Origin of the sequence: Actinoplanes sp. NPDC020271, assembly GCF_044388125.1 — a bacterium.
Classification (GTDB): Bacteria; Actinomycetota; Actinomycetes; order Mycobacteriales; family Micromonosporaceae; genus Actinoplanes.
On sequence record NZ_JBIRWQ010000028.1, the window covers coordinates 59,929 to 79,508 of the forward strand.

Genomic DNA, 19,580 nt, shown 5'->3' on the forward strand with positions numbered 1-19,580 from the left:
CGCCCACCATTCGGCGAAAGAACAGCAATAGCCCAAACTATTTCGGCAGGCTAGGGCCGTTCCGTTGCGCGTCGATCCCCTAAGCGACCCCTAGCAATTCGTCGAGCATTCCGGGGGTGGCCGCGCTCGCCAGGGCGAGGCCGTCGGCGACCGCGACGTCACGGATCTTGTAGCCGCCCCGGCCGGCGCCGACCATGGCGACGAACGTGGCGATGCCGGCGCGCCGCTGGAAGACCGACTGGTCGATGCTCCAGCCGAGGATGCCGGCCCGGTCGAGCAGCACGGTGCGGCGGTTGTACGTTCCGTACCGGGTGACCAGGTACTTCCCGTGCAGGCCGGATCCCAGGTTCCGGTACGCGTCGACCGCCCCGGCGATGGCCAGCGGCACCAGGACGGCGGCCGAGATCCAGGCGATGTGCAACAGCACGTCGGTGACCAGCGCGCCGAGCAGCACGAGTGGCGCCTCGAGCAGCAGCACACCGCCGAGACCCCAGGACAGCCGCCGGCGCAGGGCGGCCCGGGGTGCCCCGGTGAGCTCCAGGCCGTACAGCAAATCGGGTTTTTCTGGCAAGATGCCCGCAGCGACCCGGAACGCCTCGGATCTCGGCGCCGGTGGCAGCAGCGCGCTGCGGTTCGAGGTGGATCTGTCCTCGGACGTGCCGAGTCCGATGGCGATCGCGTTGAGCCGGGCGCCGCGGGCCCATCGCAGCGGTTGCGGCTCGCTGATCTGCACTCCGCGCAGCCGCGCCCGGTCGAGCCAGACCGACCGGGTGCTGAACAGACCGCGGCGCATGTCGATCGCGTCGCCGGCCACCTCGAGGCGGTAGCCCCACCAGCCCTCGACGAAGGTGCTCAGTGAGGTGATCGCGCCGAGACCGAGAACGATCAGCACGGGCAGCACGATCGCCGCCCACAGCGGCATCCCGGTCAGGCCGGACCAGATGTCCCGCAGGAATCCCACGTCGGCCGGGTTGATCCGGAGGGAGTCGAGGAGCCGGAAGAAGCCGCCCACGACCACGCCGACGCCGGCCACACCCCAGACGCTGAGCGGGGCGTAGCACAACCAGCGCCACGTCAGCACGGCCAGCGCGGTGTCGGGCGCCGCGTCGCCGGGGTCGAGCAGGCGGCGCAACGACTCGGCCCGTGCGACGCCGACCCCGTCGAGGACGACCTCGCGGCGGCCGGCGCCGGCCTGCGCGCCCGGGTTGATCCGGACGACACGCAGCCCGAGCAGCTGGTGGATCGGGGTGGCGGTGAGGTCGACGCTGCGGATCCGGTCGCGCGGCACGGTGCGGTGGCGGCGCAGCAGCAGGCCGGAGCGCAGCTCGACCCGGTCGCCGTCGAGCCGGAACCGGGTGGTGGCCAGCCGGACGGCGAACACGGCGGCGATGACGACGAAGGTGAGGACGATCGCGCCCAGCGTGATGACCGCGGCCAGGTCCAGGTCACCGCCGGTGAGCAGCAGCGTGAGCAGGGTGGAGCCCAGGGGTGGGAGCAGCCAGGTGAGGCTGACCGCGACCATCCGCGGCTCCAGGCGCTCCCAGGTCACTGGCCGTCCCCGGGAACGGCCTGGGCCCGGGTCGCGAGGGTCTGCGCGAGCTCGGCGGCCAGCGCGCGGTCCAGGCCCTGGATGTGGACCGGCCCGGCCGCCGACGCGGTGGTCACGACGAGGCCGGCCAGCCCGAACAGGCGCTGGATCGGCCCGCTGGCCGTGTCGACGGTCTGGATGCGCGCCATCGGCGTGATCCGCCGGCGCTGCCACCACCAGCCCGACAGGGCGTGCACGGCGTCGTCGGTGACCTCCCAGCGGTGCACGCGGTAGCGCCACCATGGCATGACCACGACGTACGCGAGCGCCAGCGCGCCGGTGATCGCCAGGCTCAGCCCCAGCCAGGTTCGTGCCGGCGCGATCAGCGCGGTCAGCAGCGCCAGGACGGCGACCGGGGGTGTCGCCACCACCCAAGCCTGCACGATCCACCAGCGCACCGCACGGCGGTCGAGCCGGTTCCGGGGGGCTTTCACGCCAGCGAGCATAAAGGCTTCCCGACAACTGGGGTATCCGAGTCGTCTAGGGGTTGTCGCCCTTTCGGGAGCCCGGTAGTCATTCCCGCAGCCGGTTGCTCGAATTCGCGAGAGGCGAACCGTCGGTGAATGCTTCGGAAACAATGCGAATCGCATGCTGGCAGCCCGAATGGGTCGCCGGCATTTCGCACCACGACCAATTTCTGGGACAGCTGGAGCAGATAGCGGCGGCCGCGGCGGGCGACGGCGCGAGCCTGCTCGTGACGCCGGAGATGTCGGCGACCGGATATCACCTGGCCCGGGGCCAGATGGCGGAGCTGGCCGAGCCCGCCGACGGCCCGCTGACCGCGGCGGTCGCGCGGATCGCGGCCCGGCACCGGCTGGCGGTCGTCTACGGCTGGCCGGAACGTGACGGAAGGGCCGTCTACAACAGCGTCCAGCTGGTCGGCGCGGACGGCACGGTGGCGGCCCGGTACCGCAAGACGCATCTGTACGGCGAGTTCGACAGGTCGTCGTTCGCGCCCGGTGACGACCTGCTGGTGCAGGCGAAGGTCGGTGCGTTCACGGTCGGCCTGATCGTCTGTTACGACGTCGAGTTCCCCGAGACCGTGCGGGCCCACGCCCTGGCCGGCACCGAGCTGCTCGTGGTGCCGACCGCCCTGGTCCGGCCGTGGGAGTTCGTGGCCCGCACGATCGTGCCGGCGCGTGCGTTCGAGAGTCAGCTGTTCCTGGCGTACGTCAACTGGCACAGCCCCAGCGCGGACGGGTACTGCGGGCTGAGCACGGTGGCCGGACCGGACGGCCGCGCCTGGTCCCGGCCGAGCGGCCCGCTGCTGATCGCCGACCTCGACCGGGGCGCGCTCGCCGCTGCCCGGCAGGCCACGCCCTACCTGGCCGACCGCCGTCCCGAGCTGTACGGCGGTGTGCGGTGACCACCCTGTACGACGCCCCGCCGGTCACCATGCTCGGGCCGGACTTCCCGTTCGGCTACGACCGCTGGCTGTCCCACCCCGCGGGGCTGGGGCAGGTGCCATCGGACATGCACGGCACCCCGGTGGCGGTGGTCGGTGGCGGGATCTCCGGGCTGGTCGCCGCGTACGAGCTGATGCGCCTGGGCCTGCGGCCGGTGGTGTTCGAGGCCGAGCAGCTCGGCGGGCGGATGCGCACGGCCCGTTTCCCCGGCCATCCGGACACCGTGGCCGAACTGGGCGCGATGCGATTCCCCGCGTCGTCGACAGCGCTGCTGCACTACGTCGAGCTGCTCGGGCTGCCGACGCGCCCGTTCCCCAACCCGCTGGCGCGGGCGACGCCGCACACCGTGGTGGACGTCAACGGGTCGCGCCATGTCACGCGTACCGGTGACGACCTGCCCTCGGTCTACCACGAGGTGAGCGAGGCCTGGCAGAAGACCTTGGAGGAGGGCGCGGACCTGGCCGCCATGGACGCCGCGATCCGGCACCGGGACGTCGCGACCATCAAGGCGCTGTGGAACCGGCTGGTCCCGATCCTCGACGACCAGTCGTTCTACGGGTTCCTGGCGTCGTCGCCGTCGTTCGCCTCGTTCCGGCACCGGGAGTTGTTCGGCCAGGTCGGCTTCGGCTCCGGCGGCTGGGACACCGATTTCCCGAACTCGATGCTGGAGATCCTGCGGGTCGTCTACACCGGGGCCGACGACGATCACCACGCGCTGGCCGGTGGCGCCCAGCGGCTGCCGATGGGGCTCTGGGAGCACTCTCCCGCCGCGATGGCGCACTGGCCGCGTGGCACGTCGCTGGCCACGCTGCACCCGGACGGCCCGCGCCCGGCGGTCACCCGGTTGTCGCGGGCACGCGGCTGGATCCGGGTGGAGACGGACGGCGCTGCCGGTGAGTTCACCGCCGCGGTGCTGACGCCGCAGGTGCGGTTGCTGACCTCGCGGATCGACACCGACGAGAGCCTGTTGCCGACCGAGGTGTGGACGGCGATCGAGCGTACCCACTACATGGGCGGGTCGAAGCTGTTCGCCCTGGTGGACCGGCCGTTCTGGCACGACCTCGACCCAGCGACCGGTCGCCCGGTGATGGGCATGACGCTGACCGACCGTACGCCGCGCGGTGTCTACCTGTTCGACGAGGGCCCGTCACGCCCGGGCGTGATGTGCCTGTCGTACACGTGGAACGACGACTCGCTGAAGGTGTCGGCGCTACCGCCGGCCGAGCGTCTCGAGGTGATGCTGCGCCACCTGCGCCGCATCTATCCCGGCGTGGACATCGCCGGCCGCATCATCGCCGCCCCGATCGCCGTGACGTGGGAGAACGAGCCGCACTTCATGGGCGCGTTCAAGGCGAACCTGCCGGGGCACTACCGCTATCAGCGCCGGTTGTTCACCCACTTCATGCAGGACGCTCTTCCCCGTGACCGGCGTGGGGTGTTCCTGGCCGGCGACGACGTCTCGTGGACCGGCGGGTTCGCCGAGGGAGCGGTCACGACCGCGCTCAATGCGATCTGGGGAGTGGTGCACCACCTGGGTGGCCGTTCCCATCCGGACAACCCGGGCCCGGGTGACGTCTTCGCCGAGCTGGCGCCGATCGACCTGCCGTATCAGTGACCACGCTCAGCGTGTCACGCCGCGGAGGGCGGATGCCGCATGGTGGCCAGGCGCCGCTGCACCCGCTGCACGGCGGCCCGCATGACGGGCGATCTCGTGGCGTGTGCCGCGGCGTGGGGAGAGTCCGGTCCGTGGCGGTCGAGCATGTCGGCGACACGTTGCTCGACGTTCATGGTGACCCCGTTCGGCCCGACCGTCTGGTCGGCGTACAGCAGAGCGTCCGACACCGGCGACTGCTCGTCCGGGAACGTCTGCATCTCCTCGGCCAGTCCGCGGGCCTCGGCCACGCATCGGGCTGCCGAGTGATGGGCGACCAGCCCGGCGATCCGTGCCGGCCAGCCGGCCGCGGCGAGGTGACGCGCTCCGTCGAGGGGGTGGAAGCCGGTCTGGTGCAGTGCCGGGGCGTAGCCGATGTCGTGCAGCCAGGCCGCGATCAGCAGGACCTCACCGTCAGCGGCGGAGAGGACCGTTCCCCGGACCTCCTCGGCCCGTCGTGCCACCCCGATCGTGTGCCGCCAGCGCTCGGGCAGACCCGCCAGCAGTGTCTGGGCGAGATCACGGGCACGATGGACGTCTCCGACAGGTCCAAGAACACGAGTCACAGCGCACAAGGTAACCGCGCCATCACCCCGGCGGGTGAACGTGTGGTGAAGAGCGGTGCCACTCCCCCGGTCTCGCGTCGGCGGAGAAACCGCAGCAGCTTACGGCCAGGCCACGAAGGTAACGGCTATCGCGGCCACGGCGACCCCACCGCACAACATCAGGCCGATGGTGGTCAACCGACGATGCCGTGGCGCATCGGCGGCGATCGGCTGCTCCAGCGCGAGCCAGGTCGTGCCGCCAAGTCGCTCTGGAGATAGCCCGCAACGCGGAACGGCTCATGGACCTGATCCACGCCAGCCACTCCCCCGCTCCCGGATCATCACGCCGCCATCCCTCCGGGCTCAGCGGCGGGGCTTGACCAGGGCGCGCCGCAGGTCGCACATCTCGACGTCGAAGTTGTCGGCGGTCGTACGCAGCCGGGAGAACATCGCGTCGGGGCCGGCGATCCAGATCTTGTCGACGCCGTGCTCGCGCAGCGCGGCGACGGTCTCGGGCCAGCGGATCGGCTGGACGAAGCCGTCGAGCAGACTTTCCCGCAGCTCCGGCACCCCCGTGATCAGCGAACCGTCCAGGTACGACACGATCGGCAGCCGGGGCGCCGTGATCGGATACCGCTCGTACACCGTCGCCATCGCCGCGCGGACATCGGTGAACAGCGACGAGTGCGCGGGCGGCCTCATCGTGTAGAGCGAGTACCCCCCGGCCTCGCCGATCGCGGCCTTGAACGACTCCAGCTCGGTGGCTCGCAGCGACACCATGTGGAAGTCCGCGTCGAGCCGGCCGGAGATGTCGTGCCAGCTCAGCGAATCCAGCAGGGCGGGCAGCCGGTCCGGTGGGATCCGGGTGAACGAGTGGGTGACGACGTCCTGGTGCGCGGTGGCGAAGCAGGCCCGCTCGGTCCGGGCGATCTCGTCGACCAGGCGCACGGTGTCCTGGAACGACAACGCGCCGCTGTAGGCGAGCACGGAACGCTCGCCGAAGCTGGGGCCCACGCAGAACGACGGCGTGGCGCCGAGGCGCTCGGTGGCCCACTCGGCCAGGGCTAGGCACGCCACGAACACGGCCACCTGCACCGGCTCGGCGTAGTCGTCGTCGGCCGGGGCGTCGGCGAGCGCGTCGGCCAGGTGGTATCCCAGGGCGTCGTTCGCCTCGGCGAGGCGGCGCCGGGCGTACGGATGAATCATCAGGAAGGTTCCGAGGTCACGCCGCCGGATCGGTGACAGGGCGGGGAAGACGATCGCCGAGCTCACACAGTCACCGCGAGTTTCTCCAGGGCCTTGCGGTCGGGCTTGCCGTTGCGGTTGAGCGGCAGGCGCTCCACCACGACGACGCGGTTGGGTTGCTCGTAGGTGGGCAGGACCGCGCAGATCCGCTCGCGCCAGTGGGCCGCGTCGGCGCCGCTCTCGTCCTCCACGAAGAACACCAGCGAGCTGCCGCGGCGGTCGTCCGGCACCGCGATGACCTTGGCCGAGCAGGCGGCCTGGCCGGCGACCCGTGCCTCGATCAGCTCCGGATAGAGCGTGTAGCCGTTGCGGTGCACCGCGAGCTTGCGGCCGATGACGAACAGGTTGCCGTCCTTGTCGAGCTTGCCGAAGTCGCCGGTGCGCCGCCAGCCGCGCGCCGCCGGGGCGATCCCGCCGTCGGCGTCGAGGTAACCCTCCATGAGGTCGGGCGAGTCGACCTCGATCTCGCCGATCTCGTCCGCGCTGAGCACCACGCCCTCGTCGTCGACGATGCGCACGCCCATGCCCCGTACCGGCCGGCCGGTCGCCACCGGGTTGTCCTCGGTGGCGAACGCGACGTTGCCCAGCTCGGTGCTGCCGTAGCTGTCCAGCAGCGGTTTGCCGCACATCGCGACGTACCTGTCGACCAGGGCGGGCTCCAGCGGCGCGGCGCCGCTGCAGAACAGCCGGACGGTGCGCAGCTCGCCCATCGGATCCGGTCGCCGGTTGACGATGTTGGCGATGCTGCGGTAGGTCGAGGGCGTCGCGTCGAGGACGGTCGCACCGGTCTGCGCGGCCATCCGCAGGGCCCGGTCGGTCCGCCGGTAGGGGGCGATGACCAGCGAGCACCGCACCAGCCAGGCGATCATGACCATGGACAGCCCGTACTGGTGGGAGAACGGCAGCAGCGGCAGCAGCACGTCGCCGGAGCGGTGGCCGATCTGCTCGGCGTTGCGCTCGAGGTTCTCCAGGAAACGGGCGCCGGTCTTGACCACGCCCTTGGGCACGCCGGTGGAGCCGGACGACCACATGATCAGTCCGTCCGGCCGGGCGCGCCAGGTGTCCAGGTCCAGCGGTCCGCGCAGATCCGGCGCGGGCTGGGCGGCGGCCGCGGCCAGCAGCTCGTACAGGTAGACGATCTGCCCGTCGCGCGGTGGCACGGAGTCGTCGTCGACGACGCTCAGCGCGGCTCCGGTGAGCTGCTGGATGCGGGTGGTCTCGTCGGCTTTGTCCTGGTGATCGACCAGGACGATGGACGCGCCGGCGTGGGCCAGGCCGAGGAACACGGTGACCCAGGCCGCCGAGTTGTCCGCCTTGAACAGCACCCGGCTGCCGGGACGGACACCACGGGCGGTCAGGACCGCGGCGACCCGGGCGGCCGAGCACTCGAGGTCCACGAGGGTCTGTGCGGAGTCGGGCGCGAAGACAGTGGCGGTCATCTGCCGTCCTTAGGACGATTTCAGGTCAGGGGGAACTTCAGCTGACCCGAGGCGATCGGGTTGACGTAGTCGGCGCTGGTCATCCCGGCCTTCCTCATGGCCAGGCCGGTCAGGCCCTCGAAGATGGCCCGGCGCGCGTTCATGGTGGTGGTGTAACCGGGGTCCAGGTGCGGGGCGACCTCGACGACGTCGATGCCGATGACGTTGGTCTCGGCGCAGATGCGCCGGAACGCCGGGAACAGCTCGCGGGGGGTGAGGCCGCCGGGCTCGGGGGTGCCGGTGCCGGGGGCGTACGCCGGGTCGAGCACGTCGATGTCCAGCGAGAGGTAGACGAACTCGGGGCCGTCGAGGATCTCCTCGATGACCTGGTCCAGGACGGCGGTGAAGCCGCGCCGCTCGATCTCGACCATGAAGTGGGTCCGCAGCCCCTGGCGGCGCATCCAGTTGAACAGCTGGTCGTCGGGGCCGGTGGGGGTGCGCAGACCGACCTGGACGAAGTTCTTGCCAGGGATCCGGCTCTCCTCGATGAGCCGCCAGATCGGGGTGCCGTGGGTGATCCGGTGGCCGAAGATGTGCTCGTGGCAGTCGGGGTGGGCGTCGAAGTGGACGACGCCGACCTTGTCCGGGCCGTACATCTGGGCCAGGGCGCCGACGCTGGCGATCATCAGCGAGTGGTCGCCGCCGAGGATGACCGGGATCGCACCGGCGCCGGCGACCTCGCGGACGGTCGAGGCGATCGAGGGCAGTGACTTCTCGACACTGAAGATGTCGATCGGGGCGTCGCCGTAGTCGACCACCTTGAGGCTGGTGAACGGGCTCACCCGGGTGCTCGCGTTGACCATCAGCTCCGGAGTGTTGAACAGGTAGCGCTCGTCGGAGCGCATGGCTCGCGGCCCGTACGCGGCGCCGCGGTGCCCGGAGGAGGAGTCCAGCGGGACGCCGAAGACCGCCACGTCCACCCCTCCGGCGCGCAGGTCCTCCGGTTCCAGGCAGATCGGCGTGCCCATGAAGGTGGGGATGCCGGTGTAGGCGGCCTGCAGAAAGGTGCGGCGCAGGTCGATCGGGCCGGGTTCGCGTGACGGTGCCTGGGACCTGTCGATCGGGATGCGCCAGGGTTCGTCCGCGCCGTTCTCCGTCACGTCCTCTTCCTCACCGTTCATTCGTCTGATGTCCGTTGTTCCGAAGCCAGGGGCACGCTACGCAGCCATCGATAAAGGGCCCACCCCAGCGCTCCCCCTACCGACCCGGACGCGGTTCCAGAAGAGCCGCCACATGGCCTCTTTAAGGTTGTGGACACATTGGCGTAGCCGAGCGGAAAACCATGGTTAAGCGAGATATTCCCACGAACACAAACACCCGCAACAGAAGTGAAGAAATACTCACTCAACCAAAAGATGCGCTGGCCAGGACGCATGCACGCTCACCCGCGACCGCGCCTTTATCCCGATGTATACGATTTATGCTGCGCGCCTTATGTCCGGCCTGCCGGTTATGTGGCGACCGGGAGCGCATCCGCTTCGTTGCTGTCATCCTCGGGCGAGTGACATACTGCTGCCGTCGATCACGGCGCGCCACGGCATTCCCGTAGCCGCAATTCTTCAAACGTCGGACGCACAATGCTGTGCCCGCATGACGCTTTTCACCCTAACCGGTTCAGCGCATTACAGTGCCCAGGGAAACGGGCAGTGACTTCGGGGAGAAGCCACCCATGGTGTTTGTCGAACGGCACGATCAACTTGCCGGTTTTGCGACCGCCCTGGCGGCGTGCGCGGAGGGCCACGGCCGGCTGCTGGCCGTCACCGGCCCGATGGCCAGTGGCAAGACGTCCCTGCTGGGCGAGTTCGTCCAGCGCGCCGCGGCGGCGGGCTTCGTCACCATGCAGGCCACCGGCGCGCGCGCCGAGCGAGCGCTGCCGCTGAGTGTCATCAACCAGCTGTGCCACGAACTGCCGGTTCCGGAGTCCGACCGGATCCTGCTGATCCGCGAGGCGCACCGGATCGCGGTCCGCCATTCCCGTGGCACCCTGGTGCCCGGGCAGAGCCTGCCCACCATGCTGCACAACGTGTGCTCGGCGCTGCAAGCCACCAGCCGGGACCTGCCCGTGCTGATCACCGTCGACGACCTGCACCACGTCGACCCGCTGTCGCTGCACTGCCTGGTCTATCTGGCCCGGCGCATCCGCAGTGCCCGGATCCTGCTGGTGGTCTCCAGCGGTGAGCTGGTCGAGCCGACCGAGACGCACCTGCACGCCGAGCTGATGGAGCTGGCCGCCGACCACCAGGTCGTGCTGCCCGCGCTGACCAGGGCCGGGATCGGCGAGCTGCTGGCCCATGCGCTCGGTACCGCGCCGAGCGCCGCCCTGGTGGACGCGTGCGCCGGCGCCTCCGGCGGGAACCCGCTGCTCGCCCGCACGCTGATCGCCGACCTGACGACGCTGAAGACGCTCGACCAGGCCGCGCAGATCTCCCCCGGCCGCTCATACCTGTCGGCCATCCGCCGCTACGTCGAGCGTTGTGAACCGCGGATCCGCCAGGTGCTGGCCGCGGCCGCGGTCCTCGACGACTACCCGCACGCCGCCGCGCTGGCGCTGGCCCGTCTGGCGGAGGTCGACACCGCGACCGCTGGACGCGCCCTGCGCGGCCTCGAGCGCGCCGGCCTGCTCGCCGATGGGCGCCTGCCGCACCCGGCGGCCCGCCAGGCGGTGTTCGACCAGCTGCCCCCGGAGACGCTGACCGGCCTGCACCTGCGCGCCGCGCTGCTGCTGCACGAGGAGGGCGCGGCGCCGCTGCCGATCGCCCAACACCTGCTCGCCGCCGGGCAGGCACCGGACTGGGCCGGGCCGGTACTGCTGGAGGCGGCCGACAGCCTGCTCACCGGTGGTCAGGTCGAGCGGGGCCTGGCCGTCCTGCGCCTGGCTCACGACGGCGCCACCAGCACCCGTGAGCGGGCCGCTCTCAAGGTCGCCCTGATGCAGGCCGAGTGGCGCACCGACCCGGCCACCGCCGGTCATCGGCTCGGCCGGCTCGCCGCGGCCGCGCGCGACGGTGAACTGGGGGTGGAGGCTCAGGTCACCACCGCGCACTGCCTGCTGTACCTGGGTCACACCGCCGAGGCCGTGCAGGTCATCGACGGGCTCACCGCGCTGGACACCACGCCGGAGCAGGCCGCCGACATCCGGTTCCTGACCGTGTGGGCCCGCTACACCTACCCCGGGTTGTTCACCGACGAGCCGGCCGAGCCGCGGGCACCCCGACGCCGCGGCGCCGAGTTCATGGTCAACAGCCGCGACGCGCTCGCCCACGCCCTGGAGACCGTGCTGGTCAAGGGTCCGAACAGCGCCGCGGTCGTCACGGCCGAACAGTTCCTGCCGCGTTTCTCGCTGGGTCCCGGCACTCCGGCCGCGATCACCGCGGCCCTGGCCATCCTGGTCTACGCCGACCACGTGGAGACCGCCACACTGTGGACCGACCGGCTGCTCATCCAAGCCGGTGAGCGCGGTGCGCCGAGCTGGCAGGCGATGCTCTACGGCATCCGCGGCGACATCGCGCTGCGGGCCGGGCACCTGGCCGACGCGCGACGCTACGCCGAGGCAGCGCTGGCCCACATGTCCGCGCCGAGCTGGGCCACCGCCATCGGGGTGCCGCTGGGCACGCTGATCACGGCCTGCCTGGGGTTGGGTGATCTGGAGGCGGCGGGGCGCCACCTCGACCGGCCGGTGCCCGACGAGATGTTCCAGACCGTCTGGGGGCTGTCCTACCTGCACGCCCGAGGTCACTACTACCTGGCCACCGGGCGGGCCGAGGCCGCCCTGGACGACTTCACCACCTGCGGCGACCTGATGGCCCGCTGGTCCCTCGACCTGCCCACCATCGCCGGCTGGCGGGTGTGGGCGGCCGAGGCCCACCTCGCGCTCAAGCAGCCGGACCGCGCTCGCGCACTGGCCGAGTCCCAGCTCACCCAGCTCGGCGCGGAGCCGAGCCGGACCAAGGCGGCCGCGCTGCGGGTGCTCGCCGCGACGGTGCCGCCGGCCCAGCGACCGGCCCTGCTGCGCGACGCCACCGAGATGTTCCGCGGCTGCGGCGACCGGCTCGGGCTGGCCTACGCGCTGGCCGACCTGAGCCGGGCGCAGCGAGCGCTCGGCGACTTCCAGCGGGCCCGGCTGACCGTCCGGCGCGCCTACGACGTCGCCGGCAGCTGCCGGGCCGACGCACTGCGCAAGGTGCTGTTGCCCGACGTGGACAACGATGCGCTGGAGAATGCCGACGCGAGTGATACCGAGGCGTTCCACGCGCTCAGTGACGCCGAGCGGCGGGTCGCGGCGCTGGCCGCCCAGGGCAGCACCAACCGGCAGATCGCCACCAAGCTGTACGTCACCGTCAGCACCGTCGAGCAGCACCTGACCAAGGTGTACCGCAAGCTCAACGTCACCCGCCGCGCGGACCTGCTGGTCAAGTTCGGCGCGCTGATCGGCGACGTCGTTTAGCCAAGGATCCGGCGCAGCTTCCCGGGCGGGGTGCCGCGCAGGCGCCACTCCCTCGGGTATCCGACCGACACCTCCTCGAAGCGGACCCCGTCGTACGTCGTGGTCCGCGGGATGTGCAGGTGCCCGTAGACCGAGACGGTGGTGCGGAACCGTACGTGCCAGTCGGCCGTGCGCTCGGTTCCGCACCACTGGGCGAACTCCGGGAAGCGCAGGATCCGGGTCGGCTCGCGCACCATCGGCCAGTGGTTGACCAGTACCGTCGGCAGGCCGGGATCGATCGCCGCCAATCGTTTCTCGGTTGCCTCCACGCGCGCCCAGCACCACTGTTCACGGCTGGCGTACGGGTCGGGGTGCAGCAGTATCTCGTCGGTGCAGATCACGCCGGTCTCGTGTGCGTAGGCCAGCGACTCGGCCTTGGAGCGCTGACCGGGCAGCCGGAACGAGTAGTCGTAGAGCAGGAACAGCGGCGCCACCACCGCCGGGCCGCCGGCCCCCTCCCACACCGGGTACTCGTCCTCCGGGGTGGACACGCCCAGCTCGCGGCACGCCGCCACCAGCCGCTCGTAGCGGGCCACGCCCCGCGACTGCTCCGGGTCCTCGCGCGGCGTCCACAACTCGTGGTTGCCCGGCGACCAGATCACCTTGGCGAAACGGCCGGCCAGTAGTCTCAGCGAGCTGACCACGTCGGCGAAGATCTCACCCACGTCGCCGGCGACGATAAGCCAGTCGCCGTCGTCCGTCGGGTGGATCCCCTCCAGGACGTCGCGATTCTCCCGGTACGCCACATGTAGATCGCTGATCGCGAACAGAGCCGGCATCGGGCCAGGTTAGACACCGCCTCCAGCGCCGCGCACCCCTACCGGACCCCGGCTGTCCATCGGTCGATGGACAGCTGTCCCTCCGCCGGTCGTCGCGCCCGGCGCCCGCCGGCGGCCAGGCTGGCCCGGTGACAGATGCGGTACGAGTACGCGGCCTGCGCAAGATCTATCACGGCCGGCCGGCGGTCGACGGCGTCGACCTGGACATCGCTGATGGTGAGATCTTCGCGCTGCTGGGCCCGAACGGCGCCGGCAAGACGACCACGGTGGAGATCCTCGAGGGGTTCCGCAGGCGGGACGGCGGCGAGGTGTCCGTGCTGGGCGCCGACCCGCAGCGAGCGCCCCGCAGCTGGCGCTACGGCATCGGGCTGGTGTTGCAGAACGCCTCGGACATGGCCGACATGACGGTGGCCGAGACGGTGCGCCATTTCGCGCGCTACTACCCGGACCCGCGGCCGGTCGACGAGGTGATCGACCTGGTCGGGCTGACCGAGAAGGCCGGGCGCAAAGTACGCACGCTCTCCGGCGGCCAGCGGCGCCGCGTCGACGTCGCCATCGGCGTGGTCGGACGCCCCCGCCTGCTGTTCCTGGACGAGCCGACCACCGGCTTCGACCCGGAGGCGCGCCGGCAATTCTGGGCTCTGACCCGCACGCTGTCGGCCCAGGACGGCACCACCATCCTGCTCACCACCCACTACCTGGACGAGGTCGAGGCACTCGCGCACCGCGTGGCGGTCCTGGCGGCCGGGCGCATCCGTGCCACCGGGACCCCTCGTGACCTCGGCGGGCGCGACACGACCGATGCCACGGTCAGCTGGATCGAGAACGGCGAGCACCGGAGCACCACGACGGCCAAGCCGACCGGCGTGGTGTCCGAGCTGGCCGACCGGTTCGGCGGCGAGATCCCGGGCCTGCTGGTCACCCGCCCGTCCCTCGAGGACATCTACCTCGATCTGATCGGAAGTTCACGATGAGCGTTTCTCCCGTAGGCCTCTCCGCCGCACGCGCCGGGGTCGAACTGCGCCAGTTCTTCCGCGAGCGCACCGCGATGATCTTCACGTTCGCGTTGCCGGTGGTGCTGCTGACGCTGCTCGGCTCGATCTTCGACAAACAGGTCGCGGTGGCCGGCATCCCGTCCAGCCAGCTGCTGGCGGCCGGCATGATCGCCGGCGGGATCGGCTCGACCTGCTTCGTCAACCTGGCCACCAGCATCGTCAGCGACCGGGAGGACGGCACGCTCAAGCGGCTGCGCGGCGTGCCGATGCCCCCCATCGCCTACTTCACCGGGAAGATCGTGCTCGTGCTGGTGACCGCCGTCGCCGAGGTGATCCTGGTCCTCGCCGTGGGCGCGGCCTTCTTCGACCTGCCGCTGCCCGACGACCCGCGGCGCTGGCTGACCTTCACCTGGATCTTCCTGCTCGGCGTGACCGGGTGTGCGCTGCTGGGCACGGCGATGAGCAGCGTGCCCCGATCGGTGCGCGGAGCGGCACCGATCGTCAACCTTCCGTTCCTCGTCCTGCAGTTCGTCTCCGGTATCTTCATCGTGCCGATCACGAATCTGCCCGGGCCGTTGCAGCAGATCGGCGCGCTGTTCCCGCTGAAGTGGATGGCGCAGGGCTTCCGTTCGGTGTTCCTGCCGGAGGCGGCCGCCGCCACCGAGCCGGCCGGGACCTGGGAACACGGGCGGATCGCGGTCGTGCTGGCGGTGTGGTGCCTCGGAGGTCTGATCCTGTGCCTGACGACGTTCCGCTGGCAGGGCCGGAAGGACGGTTGAGCCGCGGCCCGGACGAGTGGCTGCGCTTGCTGCCCCTGTGGGACGCCTACTTCGTGCTGGTCGCGGCGGCCACGGCCGGGGCGGTGGCCATCGCCGGCGAGCCGCTGCCTCGCCGGGCAGCGGCCATCGCTCTGATCGCTCTGCTGGCTGCGGCACACCTGACCGCCGGCCGGCGCCTGATCCGGGCCGGCCACGCCGCGGTGATCTACCAGCTCGCGGTGGTCGCGGTGTTCGCGGTCGCGGTCGGGCTGGTCACCCGCAGCGCCGTCCTGCTGTTCGCCCTGTGCGCCCCGGCGTTCATGACCACCGGGCCGTTCGTCGGCGCCCTGGTCGTCGTGGTCCTGAACCTGATCTGGATCCGGTCCTCCCCGTTCAGCATGCTCGGCCTCGCCGCCGCCACGCTGAGCATTCTGCTCGGGATCTGGGCCAGCAAGATCATCCGGCAGAGCACCGAACGGGGTGCGCTGATCCGGGAGCTGGAGGAGACCCGGGCCGAGCTGGAGCGGGTGTCGTACGAAGCCGGGCGGGCCGCCGAGCGCGAGCAGGTCGCCGACGCCGTGCACGACACCCTGGCCCAGGGCCTGTCCAGCACCATCATGCTGCTGCAAGCGGCCCGGGCGGCCCTGGCCACCGACCCGGCACGGGCAAGCCGGCATCTGGAGCTGGCCGAGAGCACGACCCGGGACAACCTGGCCGACGCGCGGGCGCTGATCACCGCCCGGCCCCTGCCCGAGGCGACCGGCGGGTCGCTCGCCGACGCGCTGCGGCGGGAGGCCGGGAAGCTGCGCGACCTGACCGGGATCGAGGTCACCCTGGAGGTGGCCGGCGCCTTCACCACCGCCCTCGACGTGGAGCTGCTGCGCCTGGCCCAGGAGGCGCTGAGCAACGTGCGCAAACACGCCGGGGCGAGCCGGGTCGCGATCCTGGTCACCGAGGAGGACGGACGGGTCCGGCTGGAGATCAGCGACGACGGTCGTGGCTTCTGCGCGGCGCGGACCCCGGACGGGCACGGCCTGCCGCTGATGCGCCGCCGGCTGCACGAGGCGTCCGGTTCACTGGTGATCGACTCGGCGCCGGGTGTGGGGACGCGGGTCCGGATAGAGGTGCCGGCATGACCATCAGCGTGCTGCTGGTGGACGATCACACGGTGATCCGGGCCGGTATCCGGGCGCTGCTGCACGACGAGGACGACCTGGTGATCGTGGGTGAGGCGGCCACCGGCGCGGAGGCCGTACGCGCCGCCCGGGCCCTGGCGCCGGACGTCGTGCTGATGGACCTGCGGCTGCCCGCCGGCGACGGGGTGACCGCCACCGCAACGATCCGCGCCGCGCTGCCGCGCACCCGGGTGGTCATCCTGACCACCTACGAGACCGACGGTGACATCCTGCGCGCCGTCGAGGCGGGCGCAGCGGGATACCTGCTCAAGGACACCTCACCGGCGGAGCTGGCCCAGGCGGTGCGGGCCGCCGCGCGCGGTGAGACCGTGCTGTCCCCGGCGGTCGCCGCCCGGCTGCTCGACCGGGTGCGCAAGCCGAGGCCGGAGACGCTGTCGAAGCGGGAGGTGCAGGTGCTGCGCCTGGTCGCGCTCGGGCGTACCAACGCCGACATCGGCAGGGACCTGTTCATCACGGAGGCGACCGTGAAGACGTACGTCGTGCGGATCTTCTCGAAGTTGGGGGTCTCCGACCGCACCGCCGCCGTGATGGCGGCGGTGCAGGCCGGAATCCTCAGCTGACCGCGACCAGCTCGGATCCGGCCGTGACCGGCCGGCGCCGCGCCTCGATCAGCCGCAGCAGCGGCGGCGCCATCAGCGTCGTGACCAGCGCCATCAGCACCATCACGGTGTAGACGGTGGAGCTGATGAGGCCGGCCTGCAAGCCGATGGAGAGCACGACCAGCTCGGTCAGGCCGCGGGTGTTCATCAGCACGCCGAGCGTCACCGCGTCGGTCCAGCTCTCCCCCACCAGCCGCGCCGAGACCGCTGTCCCGCCCAGTTTGCCCAGCGCCGCCACCACGATGACCAGAGCCACCACACCCCACACCGCGGCTGTGCGTAAACCCTCGACGTGCGTCGACAGTCCGCTCATCACGAAGAAGACCGGCAGCAACAGGTACGACACGACCACGTCGAGCCGCTCGTGCACCGAGCGGAGCCAGGCCTCGCGGCGCGGCATGATCGCGCCGGCCAGGAACCCGCCGAAGATCACGTGGATGCCGGCCTGGTCGGCACACCACGCCGCGAGCAGCATGACCAGCAGCGCCAGCCAGATCGGCACGTCGCCGAGGCGGGCCAGCAGCGGGCGGACCGCGAAGATCATGACCGCCACGAAGATCACCGACAAGACGATCGTCCGGATGCCGCCGCCGGGTCCGCCGGCCCGGCCCAGCGCGAGCACGAACGCGAGCAGGCACCATGCGAACGCGTCGTTGATCGCCGCCGACACCAGGCTGATCGTGCCGACCCGGGTGCCGGCCAAGCCGGTGTCCTTGAGGATGCGCGCGAGCACCGGGAACGCGGTGATCGCCATCGCCGCGCCGATGTACAGGCAGAAGACGAGCTTGTTCACCGAGCCGCCGTAGGCCGGGTAGAGCGCCACGGCGAGCACGAGCGCGAGCGCGAGCGGCACGACGATCGACGCGACGGCCGTGGTCACGACCCGGGTGCCGTGCCCGCGGAGCCGGCGCAGGTCGAGCTCCATGCCGATCATGAACATGAACAGCACCAGACCGACCTGGGCCAGGATGCCGAGCGCACTGACCACCGGGGCCGGGAACAGCCAGCGGCTCGCCTCCGGGGCGAGCAGCCCGAGCAGGCTCGGGCCGAGCACGATGCCGGCGACGATCTCGCCGATCACCGGCGGCTGGCCGATGCGCCCGAGCAGCCGGCCGAACACCCAGACGGTCAGGATGATGGCGGCCAGGGCCAGCAGGGTGGCGACCTTGGGATCGCTCATCGCGACGGTACCCAGGCGTCCTCGACGACGCCGGCCTCGAGGTCCTCCTGGTAGATGGCGGCCAGGCGCATCAGCTCACCGTCGGCGCGCCACTTCTCGACCTGGGCCAGGAACGCCGGGTCGGTGCTGTCGTCGGCCATCACGGTTGCGATCAGCTGGCCGGAGATCCGCTCGACCAGGCGGACGTTCTCGGCGAACTGCGCGTCGAACTCCTCGGTGGTCATGTCCGCGACCAGACCGATGTGACAACGCTTCATGAAGCCGTAGTCGTAGAAGCTGGCGAACGTCCGGGTGTTGGCCGAGGTGTCGACCGCGTCCCACTCCCGGAAGAAGCGCTGCACGTGGTCCATCGCGCCCTGGAAGCGGGCCAGGCCCCAGACCAGCTGCGGGTGGTCGACCAGCTGGCGGATCTTGTCGTGGAAGTAGAGCAGCGACGGCACCGCCCAGTAGACCGCGGTGTCCCAGACCACCTTGGCCTGCATCACCCGGGCGTTGCCCATCAGCGGGTACTGGTTGGTGTAGATCTTGAACCAGCCCTCGCCGATGGTCAGGTACATCTGGTTGTGGATCGCCGCGAGCTCGGTGATGTCCTCACCGGCCAAGTCCCGGGTGACCAGGTCGGTGATGAGACCGTTGCTGATCGAGATCATGTCGAAGCCCGGCGAGTAGAACGGGTCCAGGAACATCCCGGCCTCGCCGGTCAGCGCCCAGCGGTCGGCCGAGTAGACCTGCTGCACCGCGTACGGGTAGTTGCGCAGCACCCGGAAGTCCTGCAGCTTGTCCTGGTGCTGCTCGACGACCCGGGCGCACTGCGGCTCGTGCTCACGCAGCCATTCCATGGCCCGCTCGAACCGGTTCATCGTGTCGAACGGGTGCAGGCGCGGGTCGGCGACGATACCGATGCTGATCGCATCGGACGCCAGCCGGATCAGCCACACCCAGTACCCGGGGCCCATCAGGTGGTTGGTGGACAGCTCGCGGCGGCCCGACCGGATACGGCCCTGCCACTGCGGATCGTCCGACCAGTCGTTGATGTCGATCGGGTGCCCGATCCGGAACCACACCGAGCCGGCCTTGTGCTCGGACTCCTTGCTCAAGCCCAGCTTGCGCTTGAGCAGCGAATACCGGCCGGTCGCGTCGAGCGCCCAGCGAGCCTCGACCTGCCGCGCGCGGTCGTCGTCGTTGGGGGTGAACGTCACCAGGTGCCGGCCGCCCGGACGGAGCTCGACGTCGTCGACCTTGCCGTAGACGAACTGCACACCCCGGCCGGCCAGGTCCTTGGCCAGGAAGTTCTCCAGCCGCCCGCGATCCAGCTGAAAACTGCTGACCGCGTACGGCGGCAGCACCGCGTGCCCCACCTCGGACCGCACCGCGATGTCATCGTTGCCCTCGGCGCTGAAGAACATCCGGATGCCGAACTTGTCCAACTGGTCGTTGTCCAGGTGCTCGCGCAGGCCCAGCACGTCACGCAGGTACCGGCCGCCGATCTCGACGGTCGACTCGCCCACCTTGTGGGCCGCCTCGGGCACCGGGTGCTGCTGCCGCTCGATCACCAGGATGGTGGTCTCCGGGCGGGCGCGCTTGATCTGCAGCGCCAGCGTCAGGCCGGCCGCGCCGCCGCCCAGGACCGCCACGTCGTACTGGCCGATCTGCTCTTCCATGGTTTTCTCCCTGCTC

At 71.0% G+C, this 19,580-nt stretch carries 16 protein-coding genes; 7 read left to right on the forward strand and 9 right to left on the reverse strand.

Annotated features, from left to right (window positions below; translation table 11 throughout):
- Window positions 1-79: 79 nt before the first annotated feature.
- Both ACH442_RS39220 and ACH442_RS39225 read right to left on the reverse strand, forming a co-directional pair.
- Window positions 80-1,549: a PH domain-containing protein gene (locus ACH442_RS39220; protein ID WP_396343191.1), complete on the reverse strand. Its 1,470-nt coding sequence runs from the start codon at window positions 1,547-1,549 to the stop codon at window positions 80-82.
- Window positions 1,546-2,022 (reverse strand): PH domain-containing protein, encoded by a 477-nt coding sequence (locus tag ACH442_RS39225; protein ID WP_396343193.1) that lies wholly within the window; start codon window positions 2,020-2,022, stop codon window positions 1,546-1,548. Before ACH442_RS39225 ends, ACH442_RS39220 begins: the two co-directional genes overlap by 4 nt.
- Before the next feature lie 143 nt (window positions 2,023-2,165).
- Here ACH442_RS39225 and ACH442_RS39230 point away from each other — a divergent pair, with 143 nt between their 5' ends.
- Window positions 2,166-2,954 (forward strand): carbon-nitrogen hydrolase family protein, encoded by a 789-nt coding sequence (locus ACH442_RS39230; protein WP_396343194.1) that lies wholly within the window; start codon window positions 2,166-2,168, stop codon window positions 2,952-2,954.
- Window positions 2,951-4,609, forward strand: coding sequence for a flavin monoamine oxidase family protein (locus ACH442_RS39235; protein ID WP_396343195.1), 1,659 nt, complete (start codon window positions 2,951-2,953; stop codon window positions 4,607-4,609). Before ACH442_RS39230 ends, ACH442_RS39235 begins: the two co-directional genes overlap by 4 nt.
- Before the next feature lie 14 nt (window positions 4,610-4,623).
- On the opposite strand, the gene ACH442_RS39240 is transcribed toward ACH442_RS39235, so the two are convergent.
- The 4 genes from ACH442_RS39240 to ACH442_RS39255 all read right to left on the reverse strand — a co-directional run bounded on the left by ACH442_RS39240 (window position 4,624) and on the right by ACH442_RS39255 (window position 9,034).
- Window positions 4,624-5,211 (reverse strand): HD domain-containing protein, encoded by a 588-nt coding sequence (locus ACH442_RS39240; RefSeq protein ID WP_396343196.1) that lies wholly within the window; start codon window positions 5,209-5,211, stop codon window positions 4,624-4,626.
- A gap of 342 nt (window positions 5,212-5,553) precedes the next feature.
- On the reverse strand, window positions 5,554-6,462 hold the full coding sequence (locus ACH442_RS39245) for an ACP S-malonyltransferase (RefSeq protein WP_396343197.1): 909 nt from the start codon (window positions 6,460-6,462) through the stop codon (window positions 5,554-5,556).
- Window positions 6,459-7,874, reverse strand: coding sequence for a class I adenylate-forming enzyme family protein (locus ACH442_RS39250; RefSeq protein ID WP_396343198.1), 1,416 nt, complete (start codon window positions 7,872-7,874; stop codon window positions 6,459-6,461). The genes ACH442_RS39245 and ACH442_RS39250 overlap by 4 nt, the downstream gene beginning before the upstream one ends.
- A 20-nt stretch (window positions 7,875-7,894) precedes the next feature.
- Window positions 7,895-9,034: an agmatinase family protein gene (locus tag ACH442_RS39255; RefSeq protein WP_396343199.1), complete on the reverse strand. Its 1,140-nt coding sequence runs from the start codon at window positions 9,032-9,034 to the stop codon at window positions 7,895-7,897.
- 548 nt (window positions 9,035-9,582) lie between these two features.
- On the opposite strand from ACH442_RS39255, the gene ACH442_RS39260 reads away from it, so the two are divergent.
- On the forward strand, window positions 9,583-12,357 hold the full coding sequence (locus tag ACH442_RS39260) for an AAA family ATPase (RefSeq protein WP_396343200.1): 2,775 nt from the start codon (window positions 9,583-9,585) through the stop codon (window positions 12,355-12,357).
- Here ACH442_RS39260 and ACH442_RS39265 read toward each other — a convergent pair.
- Window positions 12,354-13,175: a metallophosphoesterase family protein gene (locus ACH442_RS39265; protein ID WP_396343201.1), complete on the reverse strand. Its 822-nt coding sequence runs from the start codon at window positions 13,173-13,175 to the stop codon at window positions 12,354-12,356. The genes ACH442_RS39260 and ACH442_RS39265 overlap by 4 nt on opposite strands.
- Window positions 13,176-13,303: 128 nt before the next feature.
- On the opposite strand from ACH442_RS39265, the gene ACH442_RS39270 reads away from it, so the two are divergent.
- Genes ACH442_RS39270 through ACH442_RS39285 form a run of 4 tightly spaced genes read left to right on the forward strand, consistent with a single transcriptional unit; the run spans window position 13,304 to window position 16,684 of the window.
- Window positions 13,304-14,149 (forward strand): ABC transporter ATP-binding protein, encoded by an 846-nt coding sequence (locus ACH442_RS39270; RefSeq protein WP_396343202.1) that lies wholly within the window; start codon window positions 13,304-13,306, stop codon window positions 14,147-14,149.
- A complete protein-coding gene (locus ACH442_RS39275; protein WP_396343203.1) occupies window positions 14,146-14,949 on the forward strand; it encodes an ABC transporter permease in 804 nt (267 codons plus the stop codon). The genes ACH442_RS39270 and ACH442_RS39275 overlap by 4 nt, the downstream gene beginning before the upstream one ends.
- Window positions 14,907-16,064, forward strand: a complete 1,158-nt coding sequence (locus ACH442_RS39280; RefSeq protein ID WP_396343204.1) for a sensor histidine kinase — start codon at window positions 14,907-14,909, stop codon at window positions 16,062-16,064. Before ACH442_RS39275 ends, ACH442_RS39280 begins: the two co-directional genes overlap by 43 nt.
- A complete protein-coding gene (locus ACH442_RS39285) occupies window positions 16,061-16,684 on the forward strand; it encodes a response regulator (RefSeq protein WP_396343205.1) in 624 nt (207 codons plus the stop codon). The genes ACH442_RS39280 and ACH442_RS39285 overlap by 4 nt, the downstream gene beginning before the upstream one ends.
- Here the strand turns inward: ACH442_RS39285 and ACH442_RS39290 are convergent.
- Both ACH442_RS39290 and ACH442_RS39295 read right to left on the reverse strand, forming a co-directional pair.
- Complete coding sequence (locus tag ACH442_RS39290; RefSeq protein WP_396343206.1) at window positions 16,677-17,903, reverse strand: cation:proton antiporter; 1,227 nt, start codon at window positions 17,901-17,903, stop codon at window positions 16,677-16,679. The genes ACH442_RS39285 and ACH442_RS39290 overlap by 8 nt on opposite strands.
- Window positions 17,900-19,564 carry an NAD(P)/FAD-dependent oxidoreductase gene (locus tag ACH442_RS39295; RefSeq protein ID WP_396343207.1) on the reverse strand — a complete coding sequence of 555 codons (1,665 nt, stop codon included), beginning with the start codon at window positions 19,562-19,564 and terminating at the stop codon, window positions 17,900-17,902. Before ACH442_RS39295 ends, ACH442_RS39290 begins: the two co-directional genes overlap by 4 nt.
- Between the last annotated feature and the right edge of the window lie 16 nt (window positions 19,565-19,580).

Coding starts and splice junctions, on each gene's coding strand:
- ACH442_RS39230 (WP_396343194.1), top strand. CDS start 2,166: ATGCGAATCGCATGCTGGCAGCCCGAATGGGTCGCCGGCATTTCGCAC.
- ACH442_RS39250 (WP_396343198.1), bottom strand. CDS start 7,874: ATGACCGCCACTGTCTTCGCGCCCGACTCCGCACAGACCCTCGTGGAC.
- ACH442_RS39255 (WP_396343199.1), bottom strand. CDS start 9,034: ATGAACGGTGAGGAAGAGGACGTGACGGAGAACGGCGCGGACGAACCC.
- ACH442_RS39260 (WP_396343200.1), top strand. CDS start 9,583: ATGGTGTTTGTCGAACGGCACGATCAACTTGCCGGTTTTGCGACCGCC.
- ACH442_RS39265 (WP_396343201.1), bottom strand. CDS start 13,175: ATGCCGGCTCTGTTCGCGATCAGCGATCTACATGTGGCGTACCGGGAG.
- ACH442_RS39275 (WP_396343203.1), top strand. CDS start 14,146: ATGAGCGTTTCTCCCGTAGGCCTCTCCGCCGCACGCGCCGGGGTCGAA.
- ACH442_RS39285 (WP_396343205.1), top strand. CDS start 16,061: ATGACCATCAGCGTGCTGCTGGTGGACGATCACACGGTGATCCGGGCC.
- ACH442_RS39290 (WP_396343206.1), bottom strand. CDS start 17,903: ATGAGCGATCCCAAGGTCGCCACCCTGCTGGCCCTGGCCGCCATCATC.
- ACH442_RS39295 (WP_396343207.1), bottom strand. CDS start 19,564: ATGGAAGAGCAGATCGGCCAGTACGACGTGGCGGTCCTGGGCGGCGGC.